Origin of the sequence: Streptomyces sp. NPDC050636 (genome assembly GCF_040654775.1) — a bacterium.
Taxonomy (GTDB): domain Bacteria; phylum Actinomycetota; class Actinomycetes; order Streptomycetales; family Streptomycetaceae; genus Streptomyces.
Genome location: NZ_JBFAIP010000084.1, coordinates 15,587 through 28,182, shown reverse-complemented (window position 1 = coordinate 28,182; position 12,596 = coordinate 15,587). Strand labels below are relative to the sequence as shown.

14 protein-coding genes are annotated in these 12,596 nt (G+C 70.2%); 5 read left to right on the top strand and 9 right to left on the bottom strand.

Features of this window, described 5'->3' with window-relative positions; all coding sequences use genetic code 11:
- Positions 1-216 precede the first annotated feature (216 nt).
- Complete coding sequence (locus AB0I10_RS33305; protein ID WP_363156414.1) at positions 217-1,140, bottom strand: hypothetical protein; 924 nt, start codon at positions 1,138-1,140, stop codon at positions 217-219.
- A gap of 78 nt (positions 1,141-1,218) precedes the next feature.
- On the opposite strand from AB0I10_RS33305, the gene AB0I10_RS33300 reads away from it, so the two are divergent.
- The 4 genes from AB0I10_RS33300 to recX all read left to right on the top strand — a co-directional run bounded on the left by AB0I10_RS33300 (position 1,219) and on the right by recX (position 4,785).
- Positions 1,219-1,413 (top strand): DUF3046 domain-containing protein, encoded by a 195-nt coding sequence (locus tag AB0I10_RS33300; RefSeq protein ID WP_363156413.1) that lies wholly within the window; start codon positions 1,219-1,221, stop codon positions 1,411-1,413.
- Positions 1,414-1,527: 114 nt separating this feature from the next.
- Positions 1,528-2,799, top strand: coding sequence for an AI-2E family transporter (locus tag AB0I10_RS33295; protein WP_363156412.1), 1,272 nt, complete (start codon positions 1,528-1,530; stop codon positions 2,797-2,799).
- Between the two features lie 213 nt (positions 2,800-3,012).
- Entirely contained in the window at positions 3,013-4,134 is a 1,122-nt protein-coding gene (gene recA / locus AB0I10_RS33290; RefSeq protein WP_363156410.1) for a recombinase RecA, read from the top strand.
- 6 nt (positions 4,135-4,140) lie between these two features.
- Positions 4,141-4,785, top strand: a complete 645-nt coding sequence (gene recX / locus AB0I10_RS33285) for a recombination regulator RecX (RefSeq protein ID WP_363156409.1) — start codon at positions 4,141-4,143, stop codon at positions 4,783-4,785.
- Positions 4,786-4,806: 21 nt separating this feature from the next.
- Here recX and AB0I10_RS33280 read toward each other — a convergent pair whose 3' ends face one another.
- The 8 genes from AB0I10_RS33280 to AB0I10_RS33245 form a co-directional block, all read right to left on the bottom strand.
- A complete protein-coding gene (locus tag AB0I10_RS33280; RefSeq protein WP_363156416.1) occupies positions 4,807-5,193 on the bottom strand; it encodes a rhodanese-like domain-containing protein in 387 nt (128 codons plus the stop codon).
- 41 nt (positions 5,194-5,234) lie between these two features.
- Positions 5,235-5,825, bottom strand: coding sequence for a cysteine dioxygenase (locus AB0I10_RS33275; RefSeq protein ID WP_363156408.1), 591 nt, complete (start codon positions 5,823-5,825; stop codon positions 5,235-5,237).
- Between the two features lie 87 nt (positions 5,826-5,912).
- Positions 5,913-5,999: a putative leader peptide gene (locus AB0I10_RS33270; RefSeq protein ID WP_342456959.1), complete on the bottom strand. Its 87-nt coding sequence runs from the start codon at positions 5,997-5,999 to the stop codon at positions 5,913-5,915.
- A complete protein-coding gene (locus tag AB0I10_RS33265; protein WP_363156407.1) occupies positions 5,992-7,752 on the bottom strand; it encodes an FAD-dependent monooxygenase in 1,761 nt (586 codons plus the stop codon). The genes AB0I10_RS33270 and AB0I10_RS33265 overlap by 8 nt, the downstream gene beginning before the upstream one ends.
- Positions 7,753-7,926: 174 nt before the next feature.
- Positions 7,927-8,853: an amino acid ABC transporter permease gene (locus AB0I10_RS33260; protein ID WP_363156406.1), complete on the bottom strand. Its 927-nt coding sequence runs from the start codon at positions 8,851-8,853 to the stop codon at positions 7,927-7,929.
- A gap of 100 nt (positions 8,854-8,953) precedes the next feature.
- Entirely contained in the window at positions 8,954-9,601 is a 648-nt protein-coding gene (locus AB0I10_RS33255) for an amino acid ABC transporter permease (protein WP_363156405.1), read from the bottom strand.
- Positions 9,602-9,740: 139 nt separating this feature from the next.
- Positions 9,741-10,652 (bottom strand): glutamate ABC transporter substrate-binding protein, encoded by a 912-nt coding sequence (locus AB0I10_RS33250; protein ID WP_363156404.1) that lies wholly within the window; start codon positions 10,650-10,652, stop codon positions 9,741-9,743.
- Between the two features lie 56 nt (positions 10,653-10,708).
- Positions 10,709-11,494: an amino acid ABC transporter ATP-binding protein gene (locus AB0I10_RS33245; RefSeq protein ID WP_363156403.1), complete on the bottom strand. Its 786-nt coding sequence runs from the start codon at positions 11,492-11,494 to the stop codon at positions 10,709-10,711.
- A 333-nt stretch (positions 11,495-11,827) separates the two neighbouring features.
- Here AB0I10_RS33245 and AB0I10_RS33240 point away from each other — a divergent pair, with 333 nt between their 5' ends.
- Positions 11,828-12,586, top strand: coding sequence for a response regulator transcription factor (locus AB0I10_RS33240; RefSeq protein WP_363156402.1), 759 nt, complete (start codon positions 11,828-11,830; stop codon positions 12,584-12,586).
- Positions 12,587-12,596: the final 10 nt, after the last annotated feature.

The window sequence follows — 12,596 nt, the reverse complement described above, 5'->3', positions numbered from 1 at the left end:
CCCCTCCCTTATCGGCAGCCACGTCAGTCCTATCGTCAGCCACATCGGTCATGGCGTGGTCAGAGGATAGGAGCGGGCGGGGGAGCGCCGCGCCGCGGCCCAAGGAGCCCGCCGACGGGTGGGGGCCGGTTCAGCCGACAGGCGAGCGCCGAGTCCATTACGGATGGGGCCCGGTCAGCAGGCGAGCGTCGAGTCCGCCGACGAACGAGCCCCGGTTCAGCCGAGGGGACGCCCGTACGCCCGCAAGGTCAGCAGCGCATTCAGGGTCACCATGGGACGGCTCTCCAGCGCCGTGCCCGGTGCCCACACCCGCCAGTTGACCGGCCAGCCGCCGTCCTCCTCCTGGAGCGATGCGAGGTGGTCCAGCGCCCGGCCCAACTCCTCGTCGGTGAACCAGCGGCGGGCGAGCGAGCCGGGCGCCGGCGCGAAGTCGAACGCCAAGTGGTGCTCCCCGGGCGCGTACCCCGGCGCCACCGGGACGTCCGCCGCCCGCTCCGGGTCCAGCAGCACCAGCCCCTGCTCCCGTACGAGCTTGCCCAGGCGCTGTGCCGCGGCGGCCGCCCGAGGGCGGTCCGGGGCGCCGTCCAGGAAGGCCACCGCCGCCTCGACCTCGTACGGATGGGTCTCCTCCAACGACTCCACGGCCGCCCAGCAGTAGTCCGTGGCCCGGAACAGCCAGGCGTGCCAGACCTCGTTGCGGTGCAGCACACCCACCACCGGCCCGCTGGCCAGCAGCGCGCTCGGCGGATCGTCGACCACCGGGATCCATGGTGCAGCCGGGTAACCGCGCTGCGACGGGTGCAGCGCGGGCAGTGCGCCCTCCGGGGTCGAGATCCGCGTCAGATAACGGCAGATCCGCTCCACCTTGAGGCCGTCGCACCGCCCGATGAGATCCAGCACCTTCAGGGCGTGCGAGGTGTGCAGCGGCTGGCTTACCGGGCCGCGCAGATCCGGCTCCAGCGCGTGCCCGTAGCCGTCGTCGTCGTTGCGGTACGCGGCGAGCGCGGTCTCGACCGGGTCCGCCCCGCCGCCGAGGAAGTGGTACTCGAAGAGCCGCTGTTCGAGCACCCGGGCGGTCAGCCAGACGAAGCGCTCGGCACGCGCCAGAGGGGTCGATGGTGGGCTTGCGATTTCGGCCATGGCCCGACCGTAGGGCCGAAATCCCCCGGCGGTACCGGCAGGCGCCCGGCTGCCCTCCCAGGGCGGGATACTGGAGGCATGCGGTTGACGGTCTTCTGGCAGCGGATGGCGGATCACTTCGGTGCGGCGTACGCCGACTCCTTCGCGCGCGATCATGTGATGTCCGGGCTCGGCGGCCGGACCGTCCATGAGGCGCTGGACGCGGGGTGGAGCGCCAAAGAGGTGTGGCGGGTGGTCTGCTCGACGATGGATGTGCCGTACGACAGGCGCTGAGGCGGCTCCGGCGCAGGCCGGGTAAAGGGCGACAAATGGCCTCCTGGGTGGGCATCACGGGCGGATACGCAGGGCCGGACCGGGAGTGTCCGAGCGGTGCGCGACACTTGGCCCGTGCGCGCGACTGATGAGATCAACAGCAACGACGAACCACGACCCCCAGACCGCTCCGACGCGCGGATGCCGCGCTGGCTGCCGCGCGCCATGGTGCTCGCGCTCGCCCTGGTGGCCTGCTTCCAGCTCGCCAGCTGGGGCTTCCACCAACTGATCACGCTGCTGCTGAACATCCTCATCGCGTTCTTCCTGGCACTGGCCGTCGAACCGGCCGTCGACTGGATGGCGGCCCGGGGCATGCGGCGCGGGCTGGCCACCGGGTCGGTGTTCCTCGGGATCCTCGTCGTCACGGCCGGATTCTTCGCGCTCCTCGGGTCCATGCTCGCCGGCCAGATCGCCACGATGGTCGAGGAGTTCCCGCAGTACCTGGACTCCGTCATCAGCTGGATGAACGGCACCTTCCACACCCACCTCTCGCGGGTCGAGGTGCAGAACAACCTCCTCAAGTCCGACTGGCTGCAGAAGTACGTCCAGGACAGCGCCAACAACGTCCTCGCCGTGTCCGCCACGGTGCTGGGCAGCCTGTTCAACCTCCTGACGGTGGCGCTGTTCTCGTTCTACTTCGCGGCCGACGGCCCCCGGCTGCGCCGCGCGCTGTGCTCCGTCCTCCCGCCCCGACGGCAGACGGAGGTGTTGCGCGCCTGGGAGATCGCGGTCGCCAAGACCGGCGGATATCTCTACTCCCGCGGCCTGATGGCGCTGATCTCCGGCGTCGCGCACTACGTCCTGCTGGAGATCCTGGGTGTGCCGTACGCCCCGGCGCTGGGCATGTGGGTGGGCCTGGTCTCGCAGTTCATCCCGACCATCGGCACGTATATGGCGGGCGCGCTGCCCATCCTGATCGCGTTCACCGTCAACCCCTGGTACGCGCTCTGGGTGTTCGGCTTCGTCGTGGTCTACCAGCAGTTCGAGAACTACCTGCTGCAGCCGCGGATCACCGCCAAGACGGTGGACATCCACCCGGCCGTCGCCTTCGGCTCGGTCGTCGCCGGCACGGCCCTAATGGGCGCGGTGGGCGCGCTGATCGCGATCCCGGCGACCGCGACGCTGCAGGCGTTCCTGGGCGCGTACGTCAAGCGCTATGAGGTCACCGACGACCCACGGGTCCAGGGCGGGACCCGCCGCCGGCGCGGTGCCAGGGTCCTCGCCCAGGTCCGCCGCACGCTGCACGACGAACAGCCGTCGTCCCCGTTGGCGGACCGGCGGACCGAGACGGACGGCGCCGGGGCCGGGGACACCACGCAGGACGGTGACGAGAAGGGCGGGCGCTGAGCACGGCCGCTGCCCTCGGCGTGGCCGCGGACCGCCGGGCGAGGCGCTTGACACCAAAATCGAACATCCATTCTTATTGGAGATCTGGCCTGTGTTCTGGGGGCTTCCCGCGGAGTTATCCACAGGCTGGAGCCGGGTCCGGGCGCATTGTCAGTGGCAGGCGTTAGCGTCATGGACGTGAAGCGATCGACTCAAGCAAATCGGGTGGAACCCATGGCAGGCACTGACCGCGAGAAGGCGCTCGACGCCGCGCTCGCACAGATTGAACGGCAATTCGGCAAGGGCGCCGTGATGCGTATGGGGGAGCGCCCGAACGAACCCATCGAGGTAATCCCCACCGGTTCGACCGCGCTCGACGTCGCGCTCGGCGTCGGCGGCATCCCGCGCGGCCGCGTCGTCGAGGTCTACGGCCCGGAGTCCTCCGGTAAGACGACCCTGACCCTGCACGCCGTCGCGAACGCCCAGAAGGCCGGCGGCTCCGTCGCGTTCATCGACGCCGAGCACGCGCTCGACCCCGAGTACGCCAAGAAGCTCGGCGTGGACACGGACGCCCTGATCCTGTCCCAGCCCGACAACGGCGAGCAGGCGCTGGAGATCACGGACATGCTGGTCCGCTCCGGTGCGCTCGACCTCATCGTCATCGACTCCGTCGCCGCCCTGGTGCCGCGGGCCGAGATCGAGGGCGAGATGGGCGACTCCCACGTCGGCCTCCAGGCCCGGCTGATGAGCCAGGCCCTGCGGAAGATCACCAGCGCGCTGAACCAGTCCAAGACCACCGCGATCTTCATCAACCAGCTCCGCGAGAAGATCGGCGTGATGTTCGGCTCGCCGGAGACCACGACCGGTGGCCGCGCGCTGAAGTTCTACGCCTCCGTGCGCCTCGACATCCGCCGCATCGAGACCCTCAAGGACGGCACCGACGCGGTCGGCAACCGCACCCGCGTCAAGGTCGTGAAGAACAAGGTCGCGCCGCCCTTCAAGCAGGCGGAGTTCGACATCCTCTACGGCCAGGGCATCAGCCGCGAGGGCGGCCTGATCGACATGGGCGTGGAGCACGGCTTCATCCGCAAGTCCGGCGCTTGGTACACGTACGAGGGTGACCAGCTCGGCCAGGGCAAGGAGAACGCCCGCAACTTCCTCAAGGACAACCCGGATCTCGCCAACGAGATCGAGAAGAAGATCAAGGAGAAGCTCGGTATCGGCGTGAAGCCGCAGGACCCGGCGGCGGAGCCCGGTGCGGACGCCGCAGGCGCGGCAAGCGGCCCGGCCACCGCGGCTCCGGCACCGGCGGCCAAGGCCGCCAAGGGTTCCAAGGCCGCCGCGGCCAAGAGCTAGCCCGCCATGACACGGCGAACGGACTGGCCCGGCAGCGAGCACGACTCCAGCAGCGCTGCCGGGGACGCCGAGAACCGTAGCGGCCGCAAGGGCCGCGAGAACGGCGGTGGTCCCTCCTCGTCGAGGGCCGAGACGGGACCACCGCGTACGCCCGAGGAGCAGGCGCGGGCGATCTGCCTGCGTCTGCTCACCGGGAGTCCGCGGACTCGCAAGCAACTCGGGGACGCCCTGCGCGAGCGGGGCATCCCCGAGGAGGCCGCGGAGGAGGTGCTGTCGCGCTTCGAGGACGTCGGACTGATCAACGACGCGGCCTTCGCCGATGCCTGGGTGGAGTCCCGACACCACGGCCGGGGCCTGGCGCGCCGTGCCCTCGCCCGTGAACTGCGCACCAAGGGCGTGGACTCCACCCTGATCGAGGAGGCCGTCAGCCGCCTCGACTCCGAACAGGAGGAGTCCACCGCCCGCGAACTGGTCGACCGCAAACTGCGCACGACCAGAGGCCTGGACCGCGAAAAACGCCTCCGTCGCCTGGCCGGGATGCTGGCCCGCAAGGGTTACCCGGAGGGCCTCGCCCTACGGGTGGTCCGACAGGCCCTGGAGGAGGAGGGCGAGGACCCGGAACTGCTGGAGCGGCATCTGCCGGACACGTGAAGGGGGCGGTGGGCGTCCTCCTCACCCCACCCCCGCCACCACCTCCAGCCCCGCCGCTCGCCAAGCCTGGAAGCCGCCGGTGAGATCGGTGGCGCGGTGCAGGCCCAACTGGCGGAGGGAGACCGCCGCGAGGCTTGACGCATAGCCCTCATTGCAGATCACGACGACCGGCAGATCGTGATGTGTTGCCTCCGGGGCGCGGTGCTCGCCCGTCGGGTCGAGCCGCCACTCCAGCTCGTTGCGTTCCACGATCAGCGCGCCGGGGATGGTGCCGTCGCGCTCCCGCAGCGCCGCGTACCGGATGTCCACCAGGAGCCCGCCTGCCTCCTGGACAGCGGCGGCCTCGCCGGGATCCACCCGTACGAGCTCACCACGGGCCCGCTCCAGCAACGCGTCGACGGCGCTCACACCGTCCCCGGCCACCCCGCCCCCGGCCACTCCGTCTCCGCTCACAGCCATTCCTCCGGGCGCTCGACCTCTTCGAGCCGCAGCACCGGCCCGGTGCGGCTGTAGCGCCGCATCAGCGGCAGCGGCGGGTAGTAGGCGTGCACCGATACCGCGTGGGTGTCCTCGGACGTGTTGAGCACCTGGTGGACGTGGTGCGGGCCGAACGCCCGGCCGCGCCCGTCGCTGAGTCTGCGCTCCCGGTCCACGCCATCGGCGAGTTCCAGCGTCTTCCAGCCCTCGGTGGGCAGTTGGACGGCGAGTGACTGTTCCGTCAGCTCGCCGGCGGCCGTCGCGAACGCGCCGTGCGAGCCGCCGTGGTCGTGCCAGCCGGTCCCCGTACCGGGCGGCCAGCCGATCAGCCAGGCCTCGCTGCCGCCCGGCCCGTCCAGCCGGATCCAGGTACGGCCTTCGGGGTCGAGCGGGAGCGAGGCGATGAGTGCGGTGTCCGCGGAGGTGCGGCGGGCGAAGTCGAGGAGTTCGGACGCGCTGGGGCCACGCTCAGCGCGGTGGGGACTGCCGGGTTTGCTGCCGGTGTCGTCGCCGGTCTTGTCGTCCGTGTCATGTGGGCGCGCAGGAGTACGTACGTCGGGCACGGGAACCGTCCTGAGTGATCGCGAAGAGGCGCGGCTGCCGGGAGGAAACGAGAGCAGGCAGCGGCCGCGCGGGGAAGGAAGTGCGGATCAGCAGGACGGACGACACATGCAGCCCGCGTAGCGGACCAGGTCCAGATGGACCCTCCGCCAGAATCGCGAGCCGTGATCAGTCACCTTCGGAGTGAAGCATGGCGGTTCCCACAGGGTCAACCGCCGGACCGGCACCCTCACTGCCCCCGGACGCCCCGGACAGCCCGGTCGATCCACCGGATTCAGCGCCCCGAACCCCCTCCGCCCCACCCCGCACCGCGTCCGCGCACGCGTACAGCTCGGCGGGCCGGACGCCGGGCAGCGCCGTGACCAGGTGTCCGTCCGGCCGTACCAGCAGGACGGTGTGCGCGGCCGCGCCCGGATAGGCCTCCGTGACCAGGACCTCGGAGCGCATCGGCAGCGCGTCGACCGCGCTGGTCAGCTGTGGCATCAGGCCCGCGGACCGCCAGTGCCGCCGGTCCCAGACGCCGGTGCCGGGCGCAACCAGCACCACCAGGAGCCCGCGTCCCAGACGGTCCCGCAGCCGGACCACCGAACCGTCGGCCGCGGTAACCGCCACATCGGTGACCGGCGCTCCGGGGAGCGTCCCCACCGGTGCTCCCACGACCTGATCGGCGGGCGGCGCGAGCGGAGAGCGGGCGTAGACGGGCGGTGCGCCCAGCTGGCCGCGTCCCAGATGCCCATCGGTCAGCAGGGTGCTGTGGCCGCGTGCCGCGCCCGGCAGCACGGTCCGCCAGCGGGTCGCACCGCCGTCCCGCAACAGCGGCAGCGCCTGGTCCGCGGCGCGCAGCCGGGCCGCGACGGCCCCCCGGCGCTCCGCCTGGTAGCTGTCCAGCAGCATTTCGGAAGCGCCGTGGTGCCAGGCCAGGCCCAGTTTCCAGGAGAGGTTCTCGGCGTCCCGCAGCCCCTCGTCCAGGCCCTGGGTGCCCAGTGCGCCCAGTAGGTGCGCGGCGTCGCCGGCGAGGAAGGCGCGGCCCTGCCGCCAGGACCGTGCCAGCCGGTGATGGACGGTGTGCACGCCGGTGTCGAGGAGTTCGTACGGCGGGACCTGCCCGCCGTGGCCGCGCCCGAACGCCGGGTCGCTCTCGTCTCCCGGCTCCGCCGCCTCCGTCGTCCAGCCGGCCAGGGAGTCCCGGATCCGGGCGACCAGGGCGTCCGGCGTGACCAGGTCGCGGCCCGGCGGCAGCAGCCAGTCCAGCCGCCAGATGCCGTCGGCCAGCGGGCGGGCGGAGACCTCACCGCCGGGTCCGCCGCCGTGCCGGGGCGGCGAGCGGTGCAGCAGGGCCTCGCCGGGCCAGGGGAGTTCGGTGCGCAGCGCGGCGACCGCATGCCGTTCGACGGCCGTACGGCCCGGGAAGCGGATGTCCAGCAGCTTGCGTACGGTCGAGCGCGGGCCGTCGCAGCCGACCAGGTAACTCCCGCGCCACCACGTCCCGTTGGGGCCCCGGGTGTGTGCGCCGACGCCGTGCTCGTCCTGCTCCAGTTCGGCCAGCCGGCTGCTGGTGACGATCTCGGCGAGCTCCTCGTCGGCCAGCGCGGCGCGCAGGGCGCGGGTCAGGGCGTGCTGGGGGAGATGAACCGGTGATGCGCTGGCGGCAGGGGTGTGCGGGGCGAATTCGACGCGCTCCAGCAGGCGTCGGCGGCGCATCGTGCGCCAGGCCGTCCAGCGGGTGCCCGCGGTCTCCAGGGTGTCGGCGCAGCCGAGCCGGCCGACGAACGCCGCGGTGTCCTGCCGGAGTACGGCGGTGCGGGCGGGCCGGGTGTCCTCCTGGCCGGTGGTCTCGTCGAGGACGACGGAGGGCACGTTGAGGCGGGCGAGCGAGAGCGCGAGGGACAGGCCGACCGGGCCCGCCCCCACGATGATCACCGGGTCCACGAGACGGCTCCCTGGGCCCGGTGGTGCTGAGCGGCTGTGCGGGAACTGGCAGTTGGAGCCCGGTGCGTGATCACACAGCGTATGCAACCCATTGCGGCGGCCCGCGTCAAGTGACGGAGGCGGCGGCAAGGGCGCCGCCGCCTCCGGACAGTGTGTGGCAGATCTGCCGTGCCGTCAGCTCCCCATGCTGACGGGACCGCGGGGGGCCGAGTCGCCGACGGCCACCACGTTGGCGGCGTCGTCGGTGTCGACCGTGCCGATACCGGTCTTGGCCCGCCGGCCGCGCCGCTCGATCCAGTTGGCGAGGGCGGACAGAGCCAGGCACATCAAGACGTAGATGGTGCCGGTCACGATGATGACCGGGACGTAGACGTCCTCGCCGTTCACGATGATGTTGGTGCTCATCTGGCGGGCCGAGTAGAGGAGTTCCTCGTAGGTGATGATGAAGCCGAGGGAGGTGTCCTTCAGGGTCACCACGAGCTGGCTGATGATCGTCGGCAGCATGGCCCGGACGGCCTGCGGGATCAGCACCGTCGTCATGACCTGCGTCTTGCTCAGCCCCAGTGCGTATGCGGCTTCGCTCTGCCCCTTCGGTACGGACAGGATGCCGGCCCGCAGCACCTCGGCCTGCACCGAGCCGTTGTAGACCGTCAGTCCGAGCACCAGTGCCCAGAACTGCGGCTGGTTGCTGGAGAGGCCGAGATCGTCCCGGTTGCTGAGGAGGATCACCCACAGCGCATAGACCGTGATCAGCAGCGGGACGGCGCGGAAGAGCTCGATGAACCCGGTCGCCAGCCAGCGGACGGGCTTGTGGTCGGACAGCCGTGCCACGGCGAGCAGCACGCCCAGCACCAGGGACAGCACCGCGGCGATCACGAAGATCTGGAGCGTGGCCAGCACGCCGTCGCGAATACTGGCGCGCACACCCGCGTTGTTGAAGATGTTCCACTTGTCGGGGTCGAACTGGCCCTTGTCGCCGAGCCGCATCACGACGAAGGCGAGCACGGCCAGCACGGCGAGCGAGCCGATGACCGTGTAGAAGCGGTTGCGTACCTTCGCCTTCGGCCCCGGTACGTCGTAGAGAACGCTGGCCCCGCTCATGCCTTTACCTCGCTTCGTTCCGCCACGCCCGCGCGTGGCACCCACGTCATGCCCTTCCTCCCCCAGCCTCCGGCCGGGGGGACCCCCATGTCGCGTCCGCTCATCGGGCGACTCCCAACCGGCGCTCCAGCAGCCGGAACAGACCGCTGATGGAGAAGGTGATGACGAGGTAGGCGAGCGCGATCCACAGGAAGATCCAGGCGATCGCGTAGCCCTTGTCGCTGAGCAGCTTGGAGTGGCCGAACAGATCGGCGACGCTGAACGCGCCCGCGATCGCGGAGTTCTTCGTCAGCGCGATGAAGATGCTGCTCATCGGGGGCAGCACGGTACGGGTGGCCTGCGGGAGAACGACCAGCCGCAGCGTCTGGGAGAACGTCATGCCGATGCTGCGCGCGGCCTCCGCCTGGCCGAGCGGCACGGTGTTGATGCCGGACCGCACCGCCTCGCACACGAACGACGAGGTGTAGAAGCCGAGTGCCAGCGTGGCCAGCACGAACGGGCTCATACCGGGGACGAGGATCTGCGGCACGACGAAGACGGCGATGAGGAAGAGCAGCGTCAGCGGGGTGTTGCGCAGCAGGGTGACCCAGGCCGTCCCGAAGGCGCGCAGCGGCGGAATCGGAGAGACCCGGAAACCGGCTATGAGTACGCCGAGGACCAGAGCGAGCAGCGCGCTGGAGGCGGTGATCGCCAGGGTTCCGAGGAACCCGTCACGGAACTCGGGCAGATAATCGAGGAGTACGTTCATGAGGTCTCCGCGGTAGCGGTCAGGTCGACGGCGGGGAAGGGCGGACAGGGGCCAGCGGCGGGGTGGAAGACAGCGCGCCCCGCACACCCGCCGCGGCGGGCGTACGGGGCGGCGCAGTCAGGTCGTTGCGCTGAGCGCCTCAGTACCGCGGCAGCGGCGTCTCGGGGGCGACGAAGGCCGAGCCGGACTTGCCGAGCGTGCCCTTGTACGCCTTCTTGTAGTCACCGTTCTTGATGTGGTTCTCCAGCGCGGTGGTGATCGCGTCGCGCAGGGCCTTGTCGTCCTTGATCAGGCCGACGCCGTAGGGCTCCTTGGTGAACGGCTTGCCGACGACCCTGAGCTTCTCGGGGCGCTGGGCGGCATAGCCCTTGAGGATCGCGTCGTCGGTGGTGACCGCGTCGACCTGGTTGTCCACCAGCTTCTTCACGCAGTCCGAGTACGTGGCGTCCTCGGTGGTCTTGGCGCCGTACTTCGACTTCTTGATCTCCTGGAGGGGAGTCGAGCCGACGATCGAGCAGACCTGCTTGCCCTTGAGGGAGTCAGGGCCGGTGATGGTCTTGTCTTCCTTGCGCACCAGGAGGTCCGCGCCCGCGGTGTAGTACGGGCCCGCGAAGCCGACCTGCTGCTTGCGCTCGTCGTTGATCGTGTAGGTGCCGACGTAATAGTCGATGGCGCCCTCACGGATCGTGGTCTCACGGGAGTTGGAGTTGATCGTCTTGAATTCGATCTGGTCCGCCGAGAAGCCGAGGTCGGCCGCGATCATCTTGGCGATCTCGATGTCGAAACCGGAGTACTTCTTCGACGAGGCGTCCTGGAAGCCCAGGAACGGCTGGTCGGCCTTGACACCGATCTTGATCTTCTTGGCCTTCTGCGCCTTCTTCAGCACCGCCGAGTCGACCTTGACGTTCTTGGCGGCCTTGTAGTTGCCGCTGTACACGTCGCCGCCGGCCGGCTTGTCGCCCGCCGTGCCCGAATCGCCGCCGCACGCGGTCGCCGTCATCGCGAGCGCGAGCACCACCGCACCCGCCGCAGCCGTCTTACGAATCCTCATGGTGAACATCCTTTGGTTCAACAGGTGTTGGCAATCATCGTGGCCCAACCGCGGTCTCAGTGGTGAAGGATCTTCGACAGGAAGTCCTTCGCGCGGTCGCTGCGCGGGTTGTTGAAGAACTGGTTCGGCTCGGCCTCTTCGATGATGCGGCCGTCCGCCATGAAGACGACGCGGTTCGCTGCGGAGCGCGCGAAGCCCATCTCATGCGTGACCACGACCATCGTCATGCCTTCCCGGGCGAGCTGCTGCATCACGTCCAGCACCTCGTTGATCATTTCCGGGTCGAGCGCGGAGGTCGGCTCGTCGAACAGCATCACCTTCGGGTCCATCGCCAGCGCACGGGCGATCGCCACCCGCTGCTGCTGCCCACCGGACAGCTGCGCGGGGTACTTGTCCGCCTGGGTGCCGACACCGACCCGGTCCAGCAGCGCGCGGGCCTTCTTCGCGGCGGCCGCCTTGTCCGTTTTGCGGACCTTGGTCTGGCCCAGCATCACGTTCTCCAGCACCGTCTTGTGCGCGAAGAGGTTGAAGGACTGGAAGACCATGCCCACGTCGGCGCGCAGCCGCGCCAACTCCCGCCCCTCCTGCGGCAACGGCTTGCCGTCGATGGTGATGCTGCCGGTGTCGATGGTCTCCAGGCGGTTGATCGTGCGGCAGAGCGTCGACTTGCCGGACCCCGAGGGCCCGATCACGACGACGACCTCGCCGCGGCGGATCGTCAGGTCGATGTCCTGGAGCACGTGCAGCGCGCCGAAGTGCTTGTTCACGTTGTCCAGCACGACCAGCTGATCCCCCGCGGGCGCGGGACCCTCGGCGTTCTTGGTCACCGATACTTCGCTCATCGGCGTGTAGCTCCGTCCTCCTCGGTTGGGAGGACCCTAGTGACGGCTTCCGACCAGCGTCATTACATCTGAGGGAGAATTGAGCATAACGATCCGGCTGCAACGGGACACTCCGCGTGAAGGGGACGCCGTGGAGGTGTGGTGTGGGGTGTGGCGGGGGCGTACCGGCTGGGTAACGGATGGCGGCGTGGAGGTGGCCGCCTCTTGACGTGGGTGCTGTTCATCGCCGTAGATGCCCTTTGGCCCAAAACGCAGGGCTTCTGAAACGCATGACCTGAAAACGCACACGCCCGAACGCAATCGCCCGAACGCACAAACTTGAGGAGGGGGCCGATGAGACTGCTGCTGGTCGAAGACGACGATCACGTGGCCGCGGCCCTGTCCGCGGTGCTGGCCAAACACGGCCTCGCCGTCGTACACGCGCGAAGTGGCGAGGAGGCCCTGCGGGCGCTGCTGCCCGACAGCGCCGAGCCCTTCGCGGTGGTGCTCCTGGACCTCGGCCTGCCCGACCAGGACGGCTTCGAGGTGTGCGGCCGGATCCGCAAGATCTGCTCCACCCCGGTGATCATGGTCACCGCGCGGTCCGACGTCCGCTCGCGCATCCACGGCCTCAACCTCGGCGCCGACGACTATGTCGTCAAGCCCTACGACACCGGAGAGCTGCTGGCCCGGATCCACGCGGTGAGCCGGCGCAATGCGTCCGGCGGCGACCAGCCGGCCGAGGACAGCGCCGCCGAGGAGCCGCTGCGGCTCGGTGCGGTCACCGTCGAACTCCCCACCCGCCAGGTGTCCGTGGCCGGCGCCGCGGTCCCGCTCACCCGCAAGGAGTTCGACCTGCTCGCGCTCCTCGCGCAGCGCCCCGGAGTGGTCTTCCGCCGGGAGCAGATCATCAGCGAGGTGTGGCGGACGAGCTGGGAGGGCACCGGCCGGACCCTGGAGGTGCATATCGCCTCGCTCCGCGCCAAACTGCGGATGCCGGCGCTGATCGAGACGGTGCGCGGCGTCGGCTACCGCCTCGTGGTGCCGGCCGGCGGCGCCCCCGCCGGCTCCGAGCCGCGGCCGTCCCCCTCTCCGGCTCCCCCGGCCTCCTGAAGGCCGCCGC

Bases quoted from the DNA above. Each gene is read 5' to 3' on its own strand.
- AB0I10_RS33305 (WP_363156414.1), bottom strand. From the start codon at position 1,140: ATGGCCGAAATCGCAAGCCCACCATCGACCCCTCTGGCGCGTGCCGAG.
- AB0I10_RS33300 (WP_363156413.1), top strand. From the start codon at position 1,219: ATGCGGTTGACGGTCTTCTGGCAGCGGATGGCGGATCACTTCGGTGCG.
- recA (WP_363156410.1), top strand. From the start codon at position 3,013: ATGGCAGGCACTGACCGCGAGAAGGCGCTCGACGCCGCGCTCGCACAG.
- recX (WP_363156409.1), top strand. From the start codon at position 4,141: ATGACACGGCGAACGGACTGGCCCGGCAGCGAGCACGACTCCAGCAGC.
- AB0I10_RS33260 (WP_363156406.1), bottom strand. From the start codon at position 8,853: ATGAGCGGGGCCAGCGTTCTCTACGACGTACCGGGGCCGAAGGCGAAG.
- AB0I10_RS33255 (WP_363156405.1), bottom strand. From the start codon at position 9,601: ATGAACGTACTCCTCGATTATCTGCCCGAGTTCCGTGACGGGTTCCTC.
- AB0I10_RS33250 (WP_363156404.1), bottom strand. From the start codon at position 10,652: ATGAGGATTCGTAAGACGGCTGCGGCGGGTGCGGTGGTGCTCGCGCTC.
- AB0I10_RS33245 (WP_363156403.1), bottom strand. From the start codon at position 11,494: ATGAGCGAAGTATCGGTGACCAAGAACGCCGAGGGTCCCGCGCCCGCG.
- AB0I10_RS33240 (WP_363156402.1), top strand. From the start codon at position 11,828: ATGAGACTGCTGCTGGTCGAAGACGACGATCACGTGGCCGCGGCCCTG.